This is a genomic window from Streptomyces formicae (genome assembly GCF_002556545.1).
Taxonomy (GTDB): Bacteria; Actinomycetota; Actinomycetes; order Streptomycetales; family Streptomycetaceae; genus Streptomyces; species Streptomyces formicae_A.
The window spans coordinates 5,063,524-5,084,748 of record NZ_CP022685.1 but is presented as its reverse complement, the minus strand read 5'-3'; the positions used below and the strand labels follow the sequence as shown (position 1 = coordinate 5,084,748).

The window sequence follows — 21,225 nt, the reverse complement described above, 5'->3', positions numbered from 1 at the left end:
GGGCCCCTCCACGCGTTCCACAGAGAGGTGCAAATGACAGCAGACGACTCGTTCAGCCGTCTTGATGACGACGACTACCCCGCCTACACCATGGGCCGGGCCGCCGAGATGCTCGGCACCACGCAGGGATTCCTCCGCGCCGTCGGAGAGGCCCGCCTCATCACCCCGCTGCGCTCCGACGGCGGGCACCGCCGCTACTCGCGCTACCAGTTGCGGATCGCCGCCCGCGCCCGGGAACTCGTCGACCAGGGCACCCCCATCGAGGCCGCCTGCCGCATCGTGATCCTTGAGGACCAGCTCGAAGAGGCTCAGCGCATCAACGCCGAATACCGCAGCGCCGCCGAGGCGGAGAAACCGGCGACCGCGGGCTCGGACTGAGGCACCCATGTCAGGGCCGCGCAGCGGGATCGCCGCGCGGCCGCCGCCCCGCGTCAGGGGCGGCACACGGGCTGGTGCGAGCGACACCGCAGGGCGATCTCGGACACCACATTTTGCGGTGCCCCAATATCTATGAACGCGGCATAAGAGTTTGACGCGCCGCGCGGACAGTGTGTTTACCGCGGCGAACAGGTCGAAATAATTGACCACGCACAGGCCACTACCGCATGCTACTGTCACTCTTAGTTGCAGTTATGGTTCCAAAACTTCGACGCTCGTGTCGGCATTTTCAGCCGCAGAGGGCTTTCTGCACTTCCGGTCTTCTTTCAGGCGGGGCAAGGAGATACGACATGGCGTCCGGCACTGTGAAGTGGTTCAACGCGGCCAGGGGTTTCGGCTTCATCGAGCAGGACGGCGGCGGCGCTGACGTGTACGCCCACTTCTCGAACATCGCCGCCCAGGGCCTCCGCGAGCTGACCGAAGGCCAGAAGGTCACCTTCGACATCGCGCAGGCCCAGAAGGGCCTGACGGCCGAGAACATCGTTCCCGTCTAACGCTGACACGCACTTCGTAGCTGGGGCCCGCATCCCTCGGAGTGCGGGCCCCAGCTACGGACATTCTCCGGCGAATTCCTCACCTGCGGATCGCCTGCGGATCGCCTGCGGATCGCCCGCAAATCACTGTTCCGGAATTTCGATTCTCGTATTTCGTTCGGCCCGTTCTTGCGACTCTCCGCACTGTTCCTCCTCTGCTGCGAGAGTTCCTTGATGCGTGCCGCATCAAGGAAGGTTCCGCATGAACCCCGCACGTACGAACAGCCACTCCCCCCGCCGTAGCCGTACTACCGGTGGCCCGAGCCGTCGGAGGCCCTCGGCGGCCTCGGGCGAGTTCGCCCTGCCCAAGACGATCACTCCCGCGCTCCCCGCCGTCGAGGCGTTCGCCGACCTCGACCTCCCCCAGCAGCTGCTCGCCTCGCTCACCGCGCAGGGCATGCGCGTCCCGTTCCCCATCCAGGGGGCGACCCTGCCCAACACCATCGCGGGCCGCGACGTACTCGGTCGTGGGCGCACGGGCTCCGGCAAGACCCTCGCCTTCGGCCTGGCCCTGCTGGCGCGCACCGCAGGGCAGCGTGCCGAACCCTGCCAGCCGCTGGCTCTTGTCCTCGTACCGACGCGGGAGTTGGCCCAGCAGGTGACCGAAGCTCTCACCCCGTACGCCCGGTCGGTGAGGCTGCGCCTGGCCACCGTCGTCGGCGGCATGCCGATCCGCAGGCAGTCCCACGCACTGCGCGCCGGCGCCGAAGTCGTCGTCGCGACGCCTGGCCGCCTCAAGGACCTCATCGACCGGGGCGACTGCCGACTGAACCAGGTCGCGATCACCGTCCTCGACGAGGCCGACCAGATGGCCGACATGGGCTTCATGCCCCAGGTCACCGCGCTCCTGGACCAGGTACGCCCCGAGGGCCAGCGGATGCTGTTCTCCGCCACCCTCGACCGCAACGTCGACCTCCTGGTCCGTCGTTACCTCACCGACCCGGTCGTCCACTCCGTCGACCCGTCGGCGGGCGCGGTCAGCACGATGGAGCACCACGTCCTGCACGTCCACGGGGCCGACAAGCACCGGACGACGACCGAGATCGCCGCACGCGACGGCCGGGTGATCATGTTCCTGGACACCAAGCACGCCGTCGACCGGCTGACGCGGGACCTGCTGAACAGCGGCGTGCGGGCCGCCGCGCTGCACGGCGGAAAGTCGCAGCCCCAACGCACCCGGACCCTGGACCAGTTCAGGACCGGGCACGTCACCGTGCTCGTCGCGACGAACGTCGCGGCGCGCGGCATCCACGTCGACAACCTCGACCTCGTCGTCAACGTCGACCCGCCCACCGACCACAAGGACTACCTCCACCGCGGCGGCCGCACCGCGCGGGCCGGCGAGTCCGGCAGCGTCGTCACGCTGGTCACCCCCAACCAGCGCCGCGGCATGACCCGCCTCATGGCCACCGCCGGCATCGCTCCCCAGGTCACTTCGGTCCGCTCCGGCGAAGAGGCGCTCCGCCGGATCACCGGCGCCCAGGCACCCTCCGGTATCCGCGTGACGATCACCGCGCCGGTGGCCGAGCGACGTCAGCGCAGCCGCAGCGCGGCCTCCCGCGGTCGCCGCAGCCCCTCCTCGGCGGCCCGGCGCGCTGCCGCGCGGCATTCCTCCTTCGACGCGGCCGCCTAGGGCCGCCCGCGTGACCGTGAAGCCCGCCCACATCTGCAGGAGGCATGTCTTGACGCCGGTTCGCACGCAACCCCGCCCCGCGGGCTCCGCCCCTCTCCCCCGACCGGTGACTGCCGCCGTGGACACGGCAGGTCCGCAGGTCTGCGACGACATGACCGTCGAGGTGGCCCTGGCCGTCATGGCCAGCGCCCGCACCGGGCACCTTCTCGTCTGCGACAACGACGGTCTGTGCACCGGCGTCGTCACGGAGGCCCAGCTCACCGCCATCCGGGACAGCCCCACGTACACGGACCGATTCCAACTGCGCGACATCCTCGACGGCTACGGCCCTTCACCACAGCGGTGACCGGCGCCTCGTCGCGACGGAACCATCTCCCCTTCTCCCTGTGAGGCTTCATGCGCTGTGTCATCGCCCGCTTCCCGTTCGACCTCACCAAGAGCGGCGTCCTGGAGTCCATGAAGGGCGTCAAGCCCGAAGAGGTCACCGGCGATTCCGTGATCATCGGCCGCCGCACCTATCCGATCAAGCAGGTCGGGCAGGTCATCACGCGTCAGGACCGCCGCGACTTCAGCGCCAGTGAAGTCCTCCGGGCCATGACCCGACTCGGCTTCACCTGCCGCGGCGCTCTCCCCGTCGCGGCGCCCCCGCATGTCCTCAGCCCCGTCCAGCAGGCTTCCGCGATGCTCGGCGCCGCTGCCGCCGTCTGACGCGCAGGCAGGTGCGGGGAGTCGTTCGAGACCACACCCCTGGCTGGAGAAAGCGGGAGAAAGCGGGAGGAAACCGGGAGGAAACCGGGAGGAGATCTCGGTCGGCTTCTCACGCGTCCTGTGGAGCCATCACCGCTGACCGCCGGTCGGGTGAGCTGAGAGCCCGGCTCCTGTGTGCCGCCGCGAGGGAGTTCGGTTCAGGCCCTAGACCGGATGGATGCCCATCCATCGCCCCACCCGTCGCGCCTTCACGAGGACCGTCGCCGGTCTGGCCGCGGTCGGCGTGCCGACCGCGGCCTCGCTCACCGGACACGCCGCGGACAGAAACGGCAGTGTTCCTCCCGCGTCTCCGGCGTCCAAGGACGCGTCCGCGGACGTGGCACGAGCCCTCCTGGTCCTGGACAGAAACGATCAGTCACTCGTCCCCGCCTACAAGAAGATCTTGCTGGGCGGTGGGCTGCCGCGGGCCGGAGGGGGGCCCAAGAAGGTGTTGGTCGTCGGGGCGGGGGCGGCCGGACTCACCGCGGCGCACCTGCTCAACGAGGCCGGGCACGAGGTCACCGTGATCGAGGCCAACGGAAACCGGGCCGGTGGCCGCATCAAGACGTTCCGGACCGGGGGGCACGAGAAGGCCGAGCAGCCCTTCGCGGACCCGAAGCAGTACGCGGAGGCCGGTGCGATGCGCATCCCGGACGTCCACCCCCTGGTGACCGGCCTCATCGATCAACTCGGCCTGAAGCGGCGCCGCTTCCTCCTGACGGATGTGGGTCGCGATTCCCGGGGCACGGGCCGGACCTGGCTGTACGTGAACGGCATCCGGGTACGGCGCGCCGACTACGCCAGGAATCCCCAGCCGGTCAACCGGTCCTTCGGCGTCCCGGAGGACCTGTGGGACGTGCCCGCGGCCCGCATCGTCGACTCGGTCCTGGACCCGGTGCGCGACGAGTTCTCCGTCGTGGGGGCGGACGGCCGGCGCGTCGACAAACCCCTGCCGGAGCTCCTGGCGGGCTGGACGCGGGTGGTGGAACAGTTCGGCGAGTGGTCCATGTACCGGTTCCTGTCCGAGCACGCGCGTCTGGACCACCGCACGATCGAGCTGGTGGGCACGCTGGAGAACCTCACCTCCCGACTGCCGCTCTCCTTCCTGCACAGCTTCGTCGACGCCTCACTCATCCACCCTCAGACGCGCTTCTTCGAGATCGAGGGCGGAACCGCCCGCCTGGCCGACGCCCTGCTGGCGCGGGTGCGGCACCTGGTGCGCTTCAACTGCCGTGCCACCCGCGTCGCGCACGGCACGGAGGCACCGAGCGGCAAGGGCGTGTGGGTGGACACCGTCACCGAGTCCGACGGCGGACCGGTGCGGCACGAGCAGTTCACCGCCGACATCGCGATCATCACGGTGCCCTTCTCGGGGATGCGTCAGCTCCCCGTCTCTCCCCCGCTCTCCTACGGCAAGCGGCGGGCCGTCATCGAGATGCACTACGACGCGGCGACCAAGGTCCTCCTGGAGTTCTCCCGGCGCTGGTGGGAGTGGACCGAAGCGGAGTGGAAGCGCGAACTGGAGACGGTCCGGCCCGGCCTGTACGCGGCCTACCGCGACGGCAAGGCGCCCACCGACGGGTCGCTGCTGGGCGCCCACCCCTCCGTACCCGAGGGATGGCTCAAGGACGCGCAACGCGTGCAGTACGCCGCACGGCGCTCCGCCCTGCGCGACCAGCCGGAGGCGACGGCGACCGTGGGCGGCGGCTCCCTCTCCGACAACTCCAACCGCTTCATGTTCCATCCCTCCCACCCGGTCCCGGGGAGCGAGGGCGGCGTGATCCTCGCCTCTTACAGCTGGTCCGACGACGCCCTGCGCTGGGACTGCCTGGATGACGACGCCCGGTATCCGCATGCTCTGCGGGGCTTGCAGGACGTGTACGGCCAGCGGATCGAGGTGTTCTACACCGGTGCGGGACGCACGCAGAGCTGGGTCCGGGACCCCTACGCGTACGGCGAAGCCTCCGTGCTCCTGCCCGGCCAGCACACCGCGCTCGTGCCGCACCTGACCTCCCCGGAGGGGCCCTTGCACTTCGCCGGGGACCACACCTCGCTCAAGCCCGCCTGGATCGAGGGCGCGCTCGAGTCCGCGGTGCGCACCGCCCTGGAGGTCCATCGCGCCTGAGCCCCGGCCGGTCGTCCGGTGAGGAGCACGCGCCTTCGCCTCAGCGCCGTCCGTCGAGGACGATCACCTTGTCGCCGCCCGTCAGGGACAGCAGTGCCGCCTTGTCCGGGTTGACGACGATGCCGTAGTCCGGCCTGCGTTGGGCGTGGCGCGCGAGTCGGTAGCCGATGGCGATCTGGTCACGGCGAAGGGCGGCTTCGACCACCGTGTAGAAGCTGACGGTGGCGTGCGGCTGTACGTACTCCTGGGCAGGGCGCAGCCTGATCTGGCATCCCTCGGGGTCGAAGAGTTCCTGGAAGAGCCGGTTCAGCTCGGGGTTCTCCGAGGTCTGCGCCATCCGCAGACTGAGCAGGTTGTCGCTCAGGATGAAGTCGTCGGCGTGTGCGGCCTGCGCCAGTGTGCGGTTCCGGTCGTCGGCCATCTCGGTCACCACCGAGAAGCCGTGGCCGTGCTGAACGGCCAGGTCGCGCAGGTGCAGCAGGGTCATGAGCGTGCGCGAGTCCGTCGCGGACTTGTCCACCGCCCCGGCGTCGCCGACCACCATCACGTGCTGGTAGGCCGACAGGTCCACTTCCTCGAGGACCACGCGGTTGGCAGGGTCGGCCGCGAGAACGCCCAGTTCTATCTGCGGAAGTCCCCTGCGGAGCCGCTCCACGCGGTCGTCCAGGTCGGGAACGTCGGCGACGATGTCGAGTCGGGAACCCTCGGGCGCCAGCTGCGCCAACTGCTTGACGGCTTCGGGTGTCCTGGCGTTCCAGCCGAGAAGCAGGACGCGCTCGGGCTGTGGATCCGATGCCTCGTCGGTGACGATCGCCTCGAACGTGATGGTGGGCGCCTCGTCGGTGGGGACGACGGTGTCGTCGTCCTGCGAGATGGCGACGATCTGGTCCGTGCGCAGGATCGCGGTGCCGGCCGGAGGGTTGAGCAGGATCTGCCCGTCGAGACGGCGGATCCCGATCACGGTGGAGGTGCGGAAGGTGTACACGGCCTCGCCGAACGTCTGCCCGGCCAGCTGGGGTTGGGCGGACATGTAGATCTCGTCACCGTCGAATTCGAGGAGTCCGGTGTAGACGATGGACAGCCCGGACTGGAGGCTCGTCTGGACGAGCAGGCGGGCGATGAAGCACTGGGCGCTGACGACGTGGGTGTGCGCACCGCCGGCGATCAGAGCCGCCGGAAGGTTGTGGTCGTCCGCGATGCTGGTCACCACGTGCGGCACCGTCCGCCCTTCGTGGCTCGCCTCGGAGAGGACTCCGCTGGTCACCGCGAGCAGGGACTTGATGACGGAGATGTCCGCGTCATCGTGTTCCGGGGGCAGGACGAGGATGGAGCGCGCCTCCTTGGGGTTGACCAGGTTGATGTCGGAGATGCGCGTCGGGTCGCCGGTGCGGCAGACCACGCGCGTCGATGCGGTGGCGCCCACCCGTTCGCGTATCGCGTCGTCCATCTGCGCCTTGTCCTTGGGCGCGAGTACGGTCACGCAGGCGTACTTCTGGTTCCGGTTGGCCTCGACGAGCTCCGAGATGATCATGTGAATCTGCTCGGACCAGCCGAGGATGACGGTGTGATCGCTCTCGACCACTACGGACCGGCCCTTGCGCAGCTTGGCCAGCTTGCGCTGGATTCCCGCTCCGAGGACCCCGATCAGGGTGCTGAGCAGCAGGATTCCGATGATGGTGATGACCGTCGAGACGACCCGGTACGCGACGCCGACCGAAAGGACGTAGTCACGCTGCAGCATGCCGGGAGGGTTGAGGACGCGTAGGGCGCTGCGCCACAGGACGGACGCGCTTCCCTCCTTCCGTACGAGGTCGGGCGCGAGCACGAGGAGCGTGAGGGCGTTGAGGAGGGCGAGGGCCAGCATGGCGGCCGCGATGACACCGATCATCGCGGGTGTGCCGCGCGCCATCGCGTTGTCGAACCGGTAGCGAAAGCGTCGCAGCATGGGCCACCTCCTGGGATACGGGGCACGTCGCGGGCCGGAACCGGGGCGCCGCGCGCCATGGTGATCCATCCCGCGCCGCGCGGGGGTCGTGCCCATGCCTCACGAGCGGCCGCCATGGCGTACTCCGGTCGGGTGACGTGCCGTGGTGGGGCAGTCGCCGCGCCGAGCGTGCCGACGGACGGAGCCTTCTCCTGTCAGGGCCGGACGCTCCGAGCCTGGAAGCGCCCTTCGGTGAATTGGAGGAGGAAGGAGACGTGCTGTTCGCAGGAGAGCACGTGGGTGCCTTCCAACGCGCTGGCCTCGACGTAGATCTGGTCGGTGTCACCGAAGGGGACGATGAAGCCGTATCCGCGCTCACGGTCCCACCAATCGACGATTCCCTCGCGCCGTTGCTCCGTCATCGAAGAGTCTCCTTCCCTCGCGGGCACACGCACTGCCCCGCCGCGGTCCGCAGACGCCTGGCCTGGGTAGAAGGCGCGCGGCCCGGACGGCGCGGACCTCCGGGAGCCAGGTGGGCCGCGCATCGGGCAGTCCCTACTCTGCCCGCGCGTCAGTACGTCCGCATCGTCAGAAGTGCCGGATGAACGGGGACGGGTCGACGGCGAAGAGGCCGCCGAAGGGGCTGTCCAACTGATAGATGAGCAGGGCCGTGAAGGCGATGAGGCCGGACAGCCCCATCGCCATCACCACGTGGGTGAAGCTGCGTCGGACACCGAACAGGAACATGAAGGCGATGGTGAGGACGCCGCCGACGAGCAGGCCGAACCAGATCACCGGCGAAAGCCGCTGTCCCGCGTCGGTCTCGCGGCCGCGTCTCGCCTCGTCCAAGGTGCTGAGTTGTGCCAGCGTCTCCTGTCCGGTGACCTGCTGGGCGGGCGTGGCGTGGTCGGGCAGCTGCGCCGACGCGCGCACCTGTTCCAGGAGTTGCCAGCCCTTCGGGTCCGGTGACGCCTCTTCGGCCAAGGCCGGCCATTCGACGTCGGTGACGTGACGGACGTACGACTCGACCTCCTGGCGCATCCGATCACCCTGCGCGGCGGGCAGCCCGGCGGCCAGGAGGTGGATCTGGTGCGCCGCGCTGGCCTCCGCCGCCACATGGTCCTCCGCCCCGGAATGCGTGTCCCACACCGTGACCAGGGCCAGGCCCAGGACGAGGGCGTACAGAACGCCGACCATCATCGAGATGTACTCGGCGACGTCTTCACGGGGCTCGTCGTCCGGCCCCATCGGACGGAAGCGGTGCTTGATCAGGACGGCCGCGGCGGCGAGCAGCGCGACGCCGAGGACGATGGCAATGCTTTCGATCATCGGGGCTCCCGTCGTGGGTCGATGGCGTGATCAATGTCTGCGTGAGCCGAGTACGGCGGCCGCGACCGCCGCGGGCAGCAGGACGAGGAAGAGAGCGGTCCCCACGCCGAGCCCGGTCGGCGTGTGGTCCGCGCGGACGAACCGGCTGAGCAGCGACCGCGGGGGCTGTTCGGGCGGCGTCGGCGGCTGTGGTCTGGCCGGGGGCCGCCCCACCGGTGGGGGCGGTGCGACGGCGTGGGGCCTGGCCTCCGCTTCGCCGGGTTCGGGAATGCCGGGCGCGACGAGCCCGGGTGGGGGAGGCGGCGGTGGCGGCGGGACGATCGGCGCCACGGCCTGCGGCACGGCATCGACAGGTGCCGCCTTGCGGGGAGGCTGCTCCGGCGGGGTGCGGGCATCGCCCGGCGGCCTTCGCCGCGGTGGGGTCGGCCGCGGTGGGGTCCGCGGCACCCGGCCCGGCAAGACGAATCGCGCAGAGGCGCGCGCCGTCAGCCGGCGAGGGGGCGTCCACCCGCCTCCGGCGTCGATCGTGCGCAGCCGATCGGTACCTTCGACGTGGCCTCGGCTCACGTAGGAGCCGGGAGGGCGCCGCACCTCGGCGGTGCACGTCGCCGTCCCGCGCGGGGCGAGCGGGGGCACGTCGGAGCGGCCGCCCCCGCAGTCGGTACGGTCCTGCCGCACCACGGGGTCCCTGAGGCGGGCACTTCGTACGGATCGGTTTCCGGTGTTGGTGACGGTGTAGCGGATCCGTGCCCGGTCGGGTCCGAGCACGCGCACCTCCTCGCGCAGGGCCAGTGCGGCGCCGACGCCCGCGTACCCGGAGCGCGCGGTCGCCACGACCCTGGCCCGCAGGTACGGCTGCCATCCGACGGCCCGTGCCACTCCGGCACGGGCACCGGGCCGCGCGACCCCGGTGGCCGTGCACCGCACCTCACGCAGTCCGGTCAGCAGGGGAACCTCGTCGCGGCCGCCGGGACATCGCACCCGGGCGCCGGGCATGACGGGGTCCTGGATGCGCAGGTCGTGCAGGTCGGCGCTACCGCGGTTGACCAGGCGGTACGACGCGAGGACCGATGCCCCGGTGCGGATGCCGGGATGCTGTGCGCCAAGGCCCGGGCGGGTGTTGACCGTCACCCGCAGGACGAGCCCGTCCGATGACGGGCCGTCGGCGGCGGAGGGTTCGGTGGCCGACCAGCTGACCACTCCCAGAAGAAGCCCCATGAGCAGCCACCGCGTCACCTTTCCCTTGCGCGGTCCGATCATCACACCAGAATGCTGGCCGGGGGGACGCGCGGTGGGCCATCGCGACCGCACACGCTGCGCGATACACCCGATCGGCCCTCGATCCCCGGACAGACGCGGCCAAGGGAATCCCCCGCGCCGTGTCGGCACCGGTCCCTCCCCTGTGGGGACCGGTGCCGAACGGCGCGGGCGTCGTCGGTCCGTGCTGTGTCGACGCGGCGGCCGGCGCCGCGGCACGGATCGAAGCGAGACCGGGTCCGCGATCAACGTGAAGGCGGTCAGCGTGTGGGGCGGTTTCCTCAGGCTGCTGGGCTCACGCGGCGGCGGCCCCGCCGCCGCTTCATGGCTCCGGCGGAAACCGGCCGAGATCGTGCAGCGCCGTCAGTCACCACTCCAGGCGCCGAGCTGATGACCTGCCCTGACGCTGTGCGGTTGGTTCGCTACTGCGTCGCGATCCTGCCATTCGCGGCTCTCCCCGAGGAGGGACAGGAATCCTCCGGACCGTTAATCCGCAGGTCAGCCGTATAAGGTGAGTTTTCCGGTCCGGATGTTCAGGCGCGCGGAGGTGAGGAGTGGAGACCTTGGGTCCCGACTCCGGAGCACGTGCGGCCTTCGCGGAACGTCTCGCCCTGCTGTACAAGGAAGCCGGGAATCCGCCTCTCCAGCGCGTGTCCGAGGCGGTCGTGCGACTCCAGCGGGTCGACGACCGGGGGCGGCCCGTGCGGGTGTCCGCGCAGCGCATCAGCGACTGGCGGCGGGCCAAGAACGTGCCCGCGCAGTTCGGCGCCCTCGTCGCGGTGTTGCAGGTCCTGATCCCCGAGGCGCGGCGCGAGCGGTCCACGCCGGTGTCCACGGGGCTGTACGACATGGCCCAGTGGCAGCTCCTGTGGGAGCGCGCGGTGGCCGACCCGGTCAGCGGCCGGGTCGCCGTGGCCGCGGAGGACGAGAAGCGCGTTCCCGCCGAAGCCCCGGCGGCCCCCTCCGTGTGCCCGTACCGAGGGCTGGCTTCCTACCGCGAGCAGGACGCCCGGTGGTTCTTCGGCCGTACGCGGAGCACGGACGCCCTCGTCGCCCAACTCCGCGCGGCGGAGAAGACCGGTGGCCTGACCATGCTCGTGGGCGCCTCGGGGGCGGGGAAGTCCTCCTTGCTGAGTGCGGGACTGGTGCCCGCGCTGCAGAACGGCGCGCTGGACGAGGGGGGCAGCCGGGCCTGCGCGGTACTGCAGCTGGTGCCGGGGAGCGATCCCCTCGCCGCGCTGACCCGCCACATACCCGAGCTCGCGCACGCCCTGGCCGCCGCGGAGCCGGGCACCGCGCACTTCGCGGACGCGGTGCGGGAGTCCGTCGCGACGTGGGCGCGACGTGAGACGTCCACCGCCGCCCGTCCGGTGCTCCTCGTGGACCAGTTCGAGGAAACGTTCACGCTCTGCGCCGACGAGTCGGACAGGAACACCTTCGTCCAGCTCCTCCACGCCGCGTGCTCCCCCACCGACACCGGGGATCCCGCTCCCGCGCTCGTGGTCCTCGGCATACGCGCCGACTTCTACGAGGAGTGCCTCGGGTATCCCGAACTGGCCGACGCGCTGCAACACCGGCACATGGTGCTCGGCCCGCTGACCACCACGGAGCTGCGTGACGCGGTGACAGGACCGGCCAAGGCCGTGGGCCTGGAACTCGAACCGGGCCTCGCGGAGCTGATCATCCGGGAAGTGAGCAACGACGGCCCGCGCGGGGCACACGACGCGGGAGTGCTGCCCCTCCTTTCCCACGCTCTCCTCGCCACCTGGCAACGACGCAAGACGGGCAAGCTGACGCTGGCCGGATACCGCGCGGCAGGGGGCATCCAGGGGGCGGTGGCGGCAACGGCCGAGCGTGCCTGGTCCGGCCTCGACCCGGCGGCGCGCACGGCCGCGAGACTGCTCCTCCTCAGGCTGGTCAGGCTCGGCGAGGACACCCAGGCCACGCGCAGGCGCGGGACCCGGCGCCAGTTGGCCGCGGAGTCGACGGACCCCGACAAGACGGAGGAGTCGCTCGAAGCGCTGGTCCGCGCTCGGCTGGTGACGCTCGACGCGGAGACCGTGGAGATCACGCACGAGGCGCTGCTCCACGCGTGGCCGCGGCTGCGCGACTGGATCGACGAGGACAGGAGCGACCACCTGCTGCGCCAGCAGGTGGAGGAGGACGGCGGCGCCTGGGAGGACTCCGGCCGCGACACGTCACTGCTCTACCGGGGCTCGCGTCTGGAGCAGGCCCGCGCCTGGGCGAAAACCGCCGGTGACGCCTTCCTGACCCGGCGCGCGGTGGAGTTCCTGGCCGCTTCGGCCAGGCTGCGCAAGCGCACGGTCTGGATCAGCCGGGGCGCGGTGGCAACCCTGGTCGTGCTGGCGATGGTGGCTGTCGTCTCCGCGGTGATCGCGTGGCAGCAGCGCGACGACGCGGTGTTCCAGCAGGTGGTCGCCGAGGCCGACCGCGCCCAGTACACGGACCCCTCGCTGTCCGCTCAGCTCGACCTGGTCGCGCACGACCTGCGCCCGGACGACGAGGCCACGAGGAACCGGCTGATCTCGATCGTCAACGCCCCCCTGGCCACACCGCTGCTGGGGCACACCGGTGCCGTCTACCTCACCTCGTTCAGCCCGAACGGACGCGTCCTTGCCACGGCCAGCTACGACCGGACCGTCCGGCTGTGGGACGTGCGGGACCCCTCGCGCCCCAAGCCCCTGGGCAAGCCGCTCACCGGCCACAAGAGCTGGGTGAGCAGCGCGGTGTTCAGTCCGGACGGCCACACCCTCGCCACCGCTTCGGACGACGGCACGGTCCGGCTGTGGAACGTGCGGGACCCCCTGCACCCCCGGCTGCTGGGCTCGCCCGTGGCCGGGCACGGCGGCGCGATCTACCTCGTCGCCTTCAGCCCGGACGGACGCACGCTGGCCTCCGCCCATGACGACCACACCGTACGGCTGTGGAACGTGGCCGATCCGCGCCGCCCGAAGGCGCTGGCCGCGCTGACCGGCCACAGCGCCGCCGTGCGTTCCGTGGCGTTCAGTCCCGACGGGCGCACGCTGGCGGCCGGTGGGGACAACGGCACGGTCAGGCTGTGGGACACGGCCGATCCACGGCGTCCGAAGCCGATCGACAAGGTGTTGGCCGCCCACACGAGCACGGTGCACTCCGTCGCCTTCAGCCCCGACGGCCGTACGCTCGCCACCGGCAGCTCGGACAACACGATCCGGCTGTGGAAGGTGGCCGACCCGCGCCACGCGAAACCGCTCGGCGCGCCGCTCACCGGCCATACCGGCCCGGTGTGGTCCGTGGTCTTCAACCGCGAGGGCAACATGCTCGCGGCCGCCAGCGCGGACAGCACGGCGAGTCTGTGGAACGTCAGCGACCCCGCGCACCCCTCTCAGGTCGGCGAGCCCCTCGCGGGCAGCAGCGGAGAGATGTACTCCCTCGGGTTCAGCCCCGACGGCCGCACGCTCGCCACCGGAAGCGGTGACAACAAGGTGCGGCTGTGGTCCCTGCCGACGTCGGACATGATCGGCCGGATCGGTGTGTTCCGCTCCGACGGCAAGGTGCTCGCCACGGCCGCGCGCGACGAGCGGGTCCGGCTCTGGGACGTGCGGAGTCCCAACCGGCCGCGGTCGCTGGGCAAGCCGTTCAAGCCCGGCGAGGGGGACGTGCGCAAGCTGGCGTTCTCCCCCGACGGCCGCACGCTCGCGGTGCTCACGGGGAACCGCGCCGTACGCCTGTGGAACGTCGTCGACCCGAAGCACCCCGTCCCCTACGGGCCGCCCGTCGAGCTGCGGACACGGTTCGCGGCGGCGCTGGCCTTCAGCCCGGACGGACACACCCTGGCGACCCCTCAGACCGACCGCACCACCCAGCTGTGGGACGTGAGCAGCCCGTCCCGGCCGCGGGCGGTCGGGAAGCCGCTCACCGGCCACCAGGGTTACGTCAACTCCCTGGTCTTCAGTACGGACGGACGAGCTCTCGCCAGCGGCAGCGCGGACGGCACCGTCAGGCTGTGGAACGTGACCGAGCCGAGCCGTACGACCCGGCTCGCCGCTCCCCTCACGGGGCACCTGGGCCCCGTCAACGCGCTGGCCTACAGCCCGGACGGCCACACGTTGGCCAGCGGCAGCGACGACGGCACGGTCCGGCTCTGGAACGTCACCGACCCCCGCAGGGCACGCCTCGAGTCGTCCCTGACCGGCCACACGGACGCGGTCGTCTCGCTGACCTTCAGCCAGGACGGGGAGACCCTGGCCAGTGGCGGAAACGACAACACCGTACGGCTCTGGGACGTCGCCAGGCCCTCCAGAGCGGCCCCCATCGGCCAGTCCATGAGCCCCAACGCCAAGACCGGCAGTTTCTTGTCGTTCAGTCCCCAAAGCGGCATGCTCGGAGTGTCGAGTGGCACCGATACGGTCCGCCTGTGGGACCTGGACACCGACCAGGCAATTCGGCGCGTTTGCTCGACCACTCGGGGCGTTCTGACACCGGAAAAATGGCGCGAGTATCTGCCCCGCCTCTCATATGAGCCGCCGTGCGGCACGTAGCGGGGTCGTAACTCGGCCAATGTCGGACTCCCGGGAACACGCGAAAGACCCGCCGCGTGACCCCGGTCACAACTCCTTATTTCAGCCGGACAGTTGATTCCGCTCCCACCAGCAGCCTACTGTTAGGTAGGGCCCGATCGCTGGTGCATCCCCCGTCGCCAGCGGTCGGGCCTTTTGCGACCTTTTGCGACCTCGAACACCCGGGCAGGCACGGCGATTGCACCCTCTGCAACGCGGTCGATTGGGAGATTGCTTTTCGATCCGGCGTGGCATCGGTGGTGGAGCCATGCATCACCCTTTTCCCAAGTCCCAGGTATCGCAGTTCAGCTCCGCAACGCGTAATACCGGACCGGGCCTGTTTGCCTCTCGGGCAACGGGGCGACAACCGCACCGAAATGCTCTTCACGACTCACTGGGAAGGGTGGTGAGCCGTGAGCCGGCGCATCATCATCGTCACGGCCGTTCACGCGCCCTCGGCGCGCTTCCTGTCCGACGCGTACCAGTCGCTCCGCGAACAGGAGTTGCCCGAGGGCTGGGAGTGGCACTGGCTGATCCAGGAGGACGGGACGACCGACCAGGTCGCGCCCCACGTACCCGACGACGCCCGGGTCACGTTCAAGCAGGGGCGCCCGGGTGGGCCCGGGGTCGCTCGCACCATCGCCATGGCCCACGCGGACGGTGAGTACGTCAAGGTCCTGGACGCCGACGACCGGCTCGCCCCCGGCGCGCTGGGCCGCGACCTCGCGGCCCTCGAAGCCGACCGCACCATCGGCTGGGCGACGTCGCGCGTGCTCGATCTGCTTCCCGACGGATCCACGGTCGGCTTCCCCGGCGACCCCGAGAACGGGCCGGTCGAGCGCCGGGAAGTGCTCGACCACTGGGCCTCTCACGACTATCGCGCGCAGGTCCACCCGGCGACGCTCTTCGTCCGGCGCGACCTTCTCGTGGCCCTGGGCGGCTGGATGGCGCTCCCGGCGTCCGAGGACACGGGCCTCCTGCTCGCCCTGAACTCGACCTCGCGCGGCTGGTTCTCGTCCGAGGTCGGCTTGTTCTACCGCAAGTGGGAAGGGCAGGTGACCGGCCAGGCCGCGCACGTCGACACGGCGGAGCGCGATGCCCGCATGGCCGTTGTCGAGGCCAGGGCGCGAGCGCTGGAGCACTTCGCGTGGCGCTACCCCGTCAGCACCGATTGACCGGAACCTCGTGGACGGCCTCGCACGGGCCCGGGCTCCGGATCCCGCACGGGCCCGGGCTCCGGATCCTGCCGCGTCACACGAGCGTCTCGGCGTCGATCCGTGAGAAGACGAGGTCGGTCTCGCCCACGACAGGCCCTCTCCAGCGCACCGGAGCCGAAGGGCGCCGCATGGCCCGCGGATAGCCCTCGGGACCGTAGTCGTTGTCGAGCCGGTAGGTGTGGAAACCGTGGTCCCGCATGATGTCCAGGAGCTCGTCGACCGAATCCCCGAGCTGGGCCATGCGGTCGGGCGTGACCTCCACGGCGATCTCCGCATCGGGGCGGAGCTTCTCCAGGAGGGCCTTCATCCCGCGGACGACCCCGCCCTCCGCACCCTCGACGTCGATCTTGATCACCCGGGCCCTGGCGACCTCGTCGGCGTCCAGGAGCTCCGGCAGCGGGAGCGCCTCCATCGCGAAGGTGGACTCGGCGGGACCGTCATAGGGGACTATCGAGTTCGCGCCCATGTTGTGCGAACTGGCGAGGACGAACGTCAGCGTCTTCCTGCTGTCCGACACGGCGGCGTTGATCGCGCGAACGTTGTCGCAGCCGTTCAGCTCGGCGTGCTGCTCCAGGCGGCGGTGGAAGGTCGGGGACGCCTCGATGGCCACGACCCGCCCCGTACTGCCGACGAGCCGGGATCCCAGGACGGCGAAGACGCCCACGTTCGAGCCGACGTCCACCAGCACGTCACCGGCGCTCAGACGGCTCCCCAGCCATCGCGTCATGTTCGGCTCCCACCCTCCGAAGAGGTACAGGTAGCGCTGGATCAGGTCCTGGGTGTCGACCGCGAACCTGGCGCCGAACTCGACGTCGACGACCCTCCGTCGGGGGTGGTCCCGGAGGTGGGGGTTCAGGAGGCGGGCGGCGAGCGCACTCTTGAACAGCTCTCCGGGGGCCCGTCGTACGTAGGCACGCCCAAGCGTGACCAGGGCCTCCGTCGTGGGGCCGCTCATCCGATCACCTCTCCGTCAGGGAACAGGCGAACCATAACGCCGGGGGCTCCGGTGCCCCCAGCGCACAGCGGTGACCGGTGGCCGCTCAGGCCCGGTCGAACGGCAGGTCGAGCATGCGGATGGCGTTCCCGCGGAGCAACTTGTACACGACGTCTTCCGGCAGTCCGCCCACGTGATCCTGTGCCACCTGCTTCGTGTGCGGCCACGTCGAGTCGACGTGCGGATAGTCCGTCTCGAAGGTCGCGTTGTTCACGCCCACGGTCTCGATCGAGTCGACACCGTGCTTGTCGCGGAAGAAGCAGCAGAAGATCTGCCGGTAGTAGTACGTGGACGGCGGCTCGGGAATCAGGTCCTTCACGCCGCCCCACGCACGGTGCTCCTCCCACACGTCGTCGGCGCGCTCCAGCGCGTACGGGATCCATCCCATCTGCCCCTCGCTGTACGCCAGTTTGAGGCGCGGGAACTTCACGAGGACCCCGCTGAAGAGGAAGTCCATCATCGACGCCATGGCATTGTTGAAGGACAGCGACGCCTGGACGGCGGGCGGGGCGTCGGGGGACGCGGCGGGCATCTGGGAGCTGGACCCGATGTGCATGTTCACGACGGTGCCGGTCTCCTCGCAGGCCGCGAAGAACGGGTCCCAGTAGCCGGAGTGGATCGACGGCAGCCCCAGGTAGGTCGGGATCTCGGAGAAGGTCACCGCCCGCACCCCGCGCGCGGCATTGCGTTTGATCTCGGCGACGGCGAGGTCGATGTCCCACAGCGGGATCAGACAGAGCGGGATGAGGCGGCCGCCGCTGTCGCCGCACCACTCCTCCACCATCCAGTCGTTGTAGGCCCGGACGCAGGCGAGGCCCACCTCCTTGTCCTTGGCCTCGGCGAAGGTCTGTCCGCAGAAGCGCGGGAACGTGGGGAAGCAGAGGGACGCCTCGACGTGGTTGAGGTCCATGTCCTCAAGCCGCGCCTTGGGGTCCCAGCAGCCGCGTCGCATCTGCTCCCGGGTGATGCCGTCGAGGGTCATCTCGTCCCGGGAGAAGCCGACGGCCGCGATGATGCGCTTGTACGGGAAGATGTCGCCCTCGTACTCCCACCAGTCGGTGGTCTGTCCGTCCGGGTCCGTCGTGAACTTGTACTTCCCGCCGATGTACGCGAGTTCGCCGATGCCCGCGGTGAAGGGCTTCGGCCCGCGGTCGCGGTACTTGCTCGGGAGCCACTTCTCGAAGAGGTGCGCGGGCTCGATCACGTGGTCGTCCACGCTGATGACCCGGGGGAGTTCCTTGGTGCCGACCTCGCTGCTGACCACTGCTGTGCCCCCTATTGCCTGCCGGTTTCCTAGCCTGAAATCTGACGATCCATCAGATTGAGGTTATGGGCTCACCCGGACGACGGCAAGCGCCCGCCCGGAACTCGACCCCTTGCGCGATCCGCGCCGATCCGCTGAACTGACGCATCGTCAGGTCTACTTCAGGGAGGGCTCTCGATGCGGACGATGTGGCTGAGCGGAGCCGAGCTGCTGGCCGTGCTCCGGATCGGGCTCGGCTTGTGGTGGCTCGAGAGCTACCGCCACAAGGACAAGAAGGAGTGGTTCGGCGGGGGTGGCATCGGCTGGGCGGCGGGCATCGCCGAGAAGCACCGGTGGACCGCGGTCCGCAGCGGCTTCGACGTCGTGGTCAAGCCGCGTCCTCGGGTCATGGCCTACGTCGTCGCCTACGCGGAACTGGCACTCGGCCTCGGGCTGATCTTCGGCTTCCTCACGCCGATCGCCCTCGTCTGCGGGCTCCTGCTGAACCTGATCTACCTGGTGCTGATGATCCACGACGTGGCCGAGCAGGGGCAGAACCTCATGATGGCGCTGATCTCGGTCGTCGCGCTGTTCGCGTCCGGTTGGCAGGTGTGGTCGGTGGACGCGGCGCTGGGGATCTTCTAGCGGTCGCTCCCGCCTTGGGACGGATCTTCTAGCGCTCGCTTCCGCCTTGGGACGCGAACGGTCTGGACGCGAACAGTCTGGACGCGAATGGTGCCGGGGCTGCCGGGGACGGGAATGCGCCTGCCCCAGCCCGCCTCTGGCCTGTTGCACGGCGACGTGTCACCCTGCCCGACACATCCGCCGTGGCGGACGGGGTACAGCGCCCCGCCGCTCCGTGCAGACATGGAGGTGCCGGTGAACGAGCACGACCGCGAAGAGCGGGAGCAGACAGCGGCGGGCCTCAGGGCGAGCCATGCCGCCCGCGCCGAGAGCGCGGCGGCGCGGGCCGCGGCCCTCAGCCGCTACGTCGAGCGGCGCGGGTCGGAGCACTCGGACGCCGTCTGGAAGGCCGCCCACGGCGCCCGTGTGGCGGCGCAGGCCCTCGCCGTGCTCTCCGAGTCCGAGCCCGACCCGGCCGCGGACTCGCGCTGCGCCCGGAACGCGGCCGCGTCCGCCGCGCAGGCGGCTCAGATGGGGCAGGTCGTCGACGGCGACGCCGAAGCCTCCGCCCTCGCGTGCCAGGCCGCGCTCAGAGCCTCACTGACCGCCGGAGTGGCGGCGGGGGCGAAGCACCTGGGCACCGACGAGCAACTGAACGCCGAAGCCGACACCGCGGAGAAGGCCGCCGTCAAGGCGGCCGAGACCGCGGGCTGGATCCGCCCCGGCGAGGCCGTCCCGAGCGTCGCGACCGGCGTACGGAGCCCTGAGGTGATGGCCATGATGCATCTCTGACGGGGTTCAGGCGTGTCGCGGGAGCAGGTGCGGCCCGGTCCTCCTGCGGGGAGGGCCGGGCCCGACGTGTGTCCGGGGCCGCCGGGAAGCGAACCGCGAGCGCGGCGACGCCCGAGACGGGAACAGCCGGTCACGTCCCCGCTGTTGCATCGTGCGAGGGGCCGACGCCCCGATATCGCGGCGCGCCCGTCGGGCGTGTGGATCGCTTCGTCACTTTTGCAGGAGGACTTCCGATGACTGACCGGCCCTTGACGCTCATGGCAGTGCACGCTCACCCCGATGACGAGGCCACCGGGACCGGAGGGGTCCTTGCGCGGTATGCGGCGGAAGGGATTCGTACGGTTCTCGTGACCTGTACCGACGGCGGTTGCGGGGACGGGCCGGGGGGCGTCAAGCCCGGGGAGCCCGGGCACGATCCGGTGGCCGTCGCCGCCATGCGGCGCCAGGAGCTTCTGGAGAGTTGTGAGGTCCTGAAGGTCAGCGATCTGGAGATGCTCGACTACGCCGACTCCGGGATGACCGGCTGGCCCAGCAACGACGCCCCCGGATCGTTCTGGCAGACCCCCGTTGAGGAAGGCGCCGCCCGGCTCGCGGAGCTCATGCGGCACTACCGGCCCGACGTGGTCGTCACCTACGACGAGAACGGCTTCTACGGTCACCCCGATCACATCCAGGCCCACCGCATCACGATGGCGGCGCTGGAGATGGTGGAGCTGACGCCGAAGGTGTACTGGACGACGATGCCCCACTCGGCGATGCGGCAGTTCCAGGAGACCATGCGCGAGTTCCACGAAGGTGACATGCCGGAGCCGGACCCCGCCGAGGTCGCCGCGATGGCGGAGATCGGGCTCCCCGACGACGAGATCAGCACGTGGGTGGAGACCACCGCGTTCAGCGACCAGAAGTTCGACGCCCTGGCCGCGCACGCCAGTCAGGGCGAGAACATCTTCTTCCTCAAGATGGGCAAGGAGCGCTTCGGCGAGTTGATGGGCATGGAGACCTTCGTCCGCGTCAAGGACTCCACCGGCTCGCCCGCGCGTGAGGACGACCTCTTCGCCGGACTGCGCTGACCCCTGGGCCGAGAGATCGATCCGTGGATCGTCACGCCCCCGGCGCCGCGTGCGGCCGCAGGCCCTGGAGGAGCGGCTCGATCAACCGGCGGGGGTCGTAGCGGGGGTCGCTGTCCCGTCCGATGCAGAGGTTGCCGATGCCGCGCAGCAGCTCGTAGGGCCGTACGTCGGAGCTGATCTCACCCGCCGCTGCCGCCGCGTCGAGCAGTTGCGCGCAGACGGGCAGCAGCCGGTCGAGGAAGTGGGTGTGCAGCGCCGCGAACCGCTCGCTTTCGGACTGCAGGGCGTCGGCGAGCCCGTGCTTGGTGACCAGGAAGTCGACGAAGAGGTCGATCCACTGTCGTAGCGCGTCGAACGGCAGGTCGGCTTCGGCCAGCAGCTTCGGGCCCGCCTCCGCGCACGCCTCGATCTGGTGGCGGTAGACGGCGGTGACGAGGTCCGCCCTCGTCGGGAAGTGGCGGTAGAGCGTCCCCAGGCCGACCCCCGCCTTGGCCGCGATCTCGCGGATCGGCGCGTCGATCCCGGAGGTCACGAACACCTCCCCGGCCGCGTCGAGCAGAACCTGCTGATTGCGCACCGCGTCCGCCCGCTTGCCGCGGGCGGACGTTTTTTCGGGCTGGCTCTCCGGCGTGGACACCATGCCCTCCCTTCCCTTCACTGATCGGCCCCGTGGACCGTTGACTAAACGGATCAGCGATCCGTATCGTAAGTGGAACGGCGATCCAGTTTCAGGGTAGCCG

Annotated in this window: 17 protein-coding genes and 1 pseudogene; 11 read left to right on the top strand and 7 right to left on the bottom strand. The window is 70.3% G+C overall.

The window, feature by feature from the left end; translation table 11 throughout:
• Window positions 1-33: 33 nt before the first annotated feature.
• The 6 genes and pseudogenes from KY5_RS21905 (at window position 34) to KY5_RS21880 (ending at window position 5,476) form a co-directional block, all read left to right on the top strand.
• Window positions 34-378 carry a MerR family transcriptional regulator gene (locus KY5_RS21905; protein ID WP_098243857.1) on the top strand — a complete coding sequence of 115 codons (345 nt, stop codon included), beginning with the start codon at window positions 34-36 and terminating at the stop codon, window positions 376-378.
• A 350-nt stretch (window positions 379-728) separates the two neighbouring features.
• Window positions 729-932 carry a cold-shock protein gene (locus KY5_RS21900; RefSeq protein WP_098243856.1) on the top strand — a complete coding sequence of 68 codons (204 nt, stop codon included), beginning with the start codon at window positions 729-731 and terminating at the stop codon, window positions 930-932.
• A 241-nt stretch (window positions 933-1,173) separates the two neighbouring features.
• Window positions 1,174-2,604, top strand: coding sequence for a DEAD/DEAH box helicase (locus KY5_RS21895; protein WP_098243855.1), 1,431 nt, complete (start codon window positions 1,174-1,176; stop codon window positions 2,602-2,604).
• A gap of 49 nt (window positions 2,605-2,653) precedes the next feature.
• A pseudogene (locus tag KY5_RS21890) lies at window positions 2,654-2,935 on the top strand (CBS domain-containing protein); the annotation flags it as partial.
• 65 nt (window positions 2,936-3,000) lie between these two features.
• Window positions 3,001-3,312, top strand: coding sequence for an SCO5918 family protein (locus KY5_RS21885; protein ID WP_098243854.1), 312 nt, complete (start codon window positions 3,001-3,003; stop codon window positions 3,310-3,312).
• A gap of 217 nt (window positions 3,313-3,529) precedes the next feature.
• Window positions 3,530-5,476 (top strand): flavin monoamine oxidase family protein, encoded by a 1,947-nt coding sequence (locus KY5_RS21880; protein ID WP_098243853.1) that lies wholly within the window; start codon window positions 3,530-3,532, stop codon window positions 5,474-5,476.
• 40 nt (window positions 5,477-5,516) lie between these two features.
• On the opposite strand, the gene KY5_RS21875 is transcribed toward KY5_RS21880, so the two are convergent.
• The 4 genes from KY5_RS21875 to KY5_RS21860 form a co-directional block, all read right to left on the bottom strand.
• A complete protein-coding gene (locus KY5_RS21875) occupies window positions 5,517-7,421 on the bottom strand; it encodes a CASTOR/POLLUX-related putative ion channel (protein ID WP_159072580.1) in 1,905 nt (634 codons plus the stop codon).
• Between the two features lie 194 nt (window positions 7,422-7,615).
• The gene (locus KY5_RS41870) at window positions 7,616-7,822 is read right to left on the bottom strand and encodes a cold shock domain-containing protein (protein WP_159072579.1); all 207 of its coding nucleotides are present in this window, start codon (window positions 7,820-7,822) and stop codon (window positions 7,616-7,618) included.
• A gap of 166 nt (window positions 7,823-7,988) precedes the next feature.
• Complete coding sequence (locus KY5_RS21865; protein ID WP_098243850.1) at window positions 7,989-8,729, bottom strand: DUF4239 domain-containing protein; 741 nt, start codon at window positions 8,727-8,729, stop codon at window positions 7,989-7,991.
• A gap of 30 nt (window positions 8,730-8,759) precedes the next feature.
• Window positions 8,760-9,989 carry a hypothetical protein gene (locus tag KY5_RS21860; protein WP_098243849.1) on the bottom strand — a complete coding sequence of 410 codons (1,230 nt, stop codon included), beginning with the start codon at window positions 9,987-9,989 and terminating at the stop codon, window positions 8,760-8,762.
• Between the two features lie 551 nt (window positions 9,990-10,540).
• Here KY5_RS21860 and KY5_RS21855 point away from each other — a divergent pair.
• Window positions 10,541-14,527: a WD40 repeat domain-containing protein gene (locus KY5_RS21855; RefSeq protein WP_098243848.1), complete on the top strand. Its 3,987-nt coding sequence runs from the start codon at window positions 10,541-10,543 to the stop codon at window positions 14,525-14,527.
• Window positions 14,528-14,958: 431 nt separating this feature from the next.
• Window positions 14,959-15,720 carry a glycosyltransferase family 2 protein gene (locus KY5_RS21850; protein WP_098243847.1) on the top strand — a complete coding sequence of 254 codons (762 nt, stop codon included), beginning with the start codon at window positions 14,959-14,961 and terminating at the stop codon, window positions 15,718-15,720.
• A 76-nt stretch (window positions 15,721-15,796) separates the two neighbouring features.
• On the opposite strand, the gene KY5_RS21845 is transcribed toward KY5_RS21850, so the two are convergent.
• Both KY5_RS21845 and KY5_RS21840 read right to left on the bottom strand, forming a co-directional pair.
• A complete protein-coding gene (locus KY5_RS21845; protein WP_098243846.1) occupies window positions 15,797-16,717 on the bottom strand; it encodes an FkbM family methyltransferase in 921 nt (306 codons plus the stop codon).
• Between the two features lie 85 nt (window positions 16,718-16,802).
• Window positions 16,803-18,020 carry an amidohydrolase family protein gene (locus tag KY5_RS21840; RefSeq protein WP_098243845.1) on the bottom strand — a complete coding sequence of 406 codons (1,218 nt, stop codon included), beginning with the start codon at window positions 18,018-18,020 and terminating at the stop codon, window positions 16,803-16,805.
• A gap of 177 nt (window positions 18,021-18,197) precedes the next feature.
• On the opposite strand from KY5_RS21840, the gene KY5_RS21835 reads away from it, so the two are divergent.
• The 3 genes from KY5_RS21835 to KY5_RS21825 all read left to right on the top strand — a co-directional run bounded on the left by KY5_RS21835 (window position 18,198) and on the right by KY5_RS21825 (window position 20,485).
• Window positions 18,198-18,644 carry a DoxX family membrane protein gene (locus tag KY5_RS21835; protein WP_098243844.1) on the top strand — a complete coding sequence of 149 codons (447 nt, stop codon included), beginning with the start codon at window positions 18,198-18,200 and terminating at the stop codon, window positions 18,642-18,644.
• A 234-nt stretch (window positions 18,645-18,878) separates the two neighbouring features.
• On the top strand, window positions 18,879-19,415 hold the full coding sequence (locus tag KY5_RS21830; RefSeq protein WP_159072578.1) for a hypothetical protein: 537 nt from the start codon (window positions 18,879-18,881) through the stop codon (window positions 19,413-19,415).
• Window positions 19,416-19,648: 233 nt separating this feature from the next.
• The gene (locus KY5_RS21825; protein ID WP_098243842.1) at window positions 19,649-20,485 is read left to right on the top strand and encodes a PIG-L family deacetylase; all 837 of its coding nucleotides are present in this window, start codon (window positions 19,649-19,651) and stop codon (window positions 20,483-20,485) included.
• 31 nt (window positions 20,486-20,516) lie between these two features.
• Here the strand turns inward: KY5_RS21825 and KY5_RS21820 are convergent, their stop codons facing one another.
• Window positions 20,517-21,125: a TetR/AcrR family transcriptional regulator gene (locus tag KY5_RS21820; RefSeq protein ID WP_098243841.1), complete on the bottom strand. Its 609-nt coding sequence runs from the start codon at window positions 21,123-21,125 to the stop codon at window positions 20,517-20,519.
• Window positions 21,126-21,225: the final 100 nt, after the last annotated feature.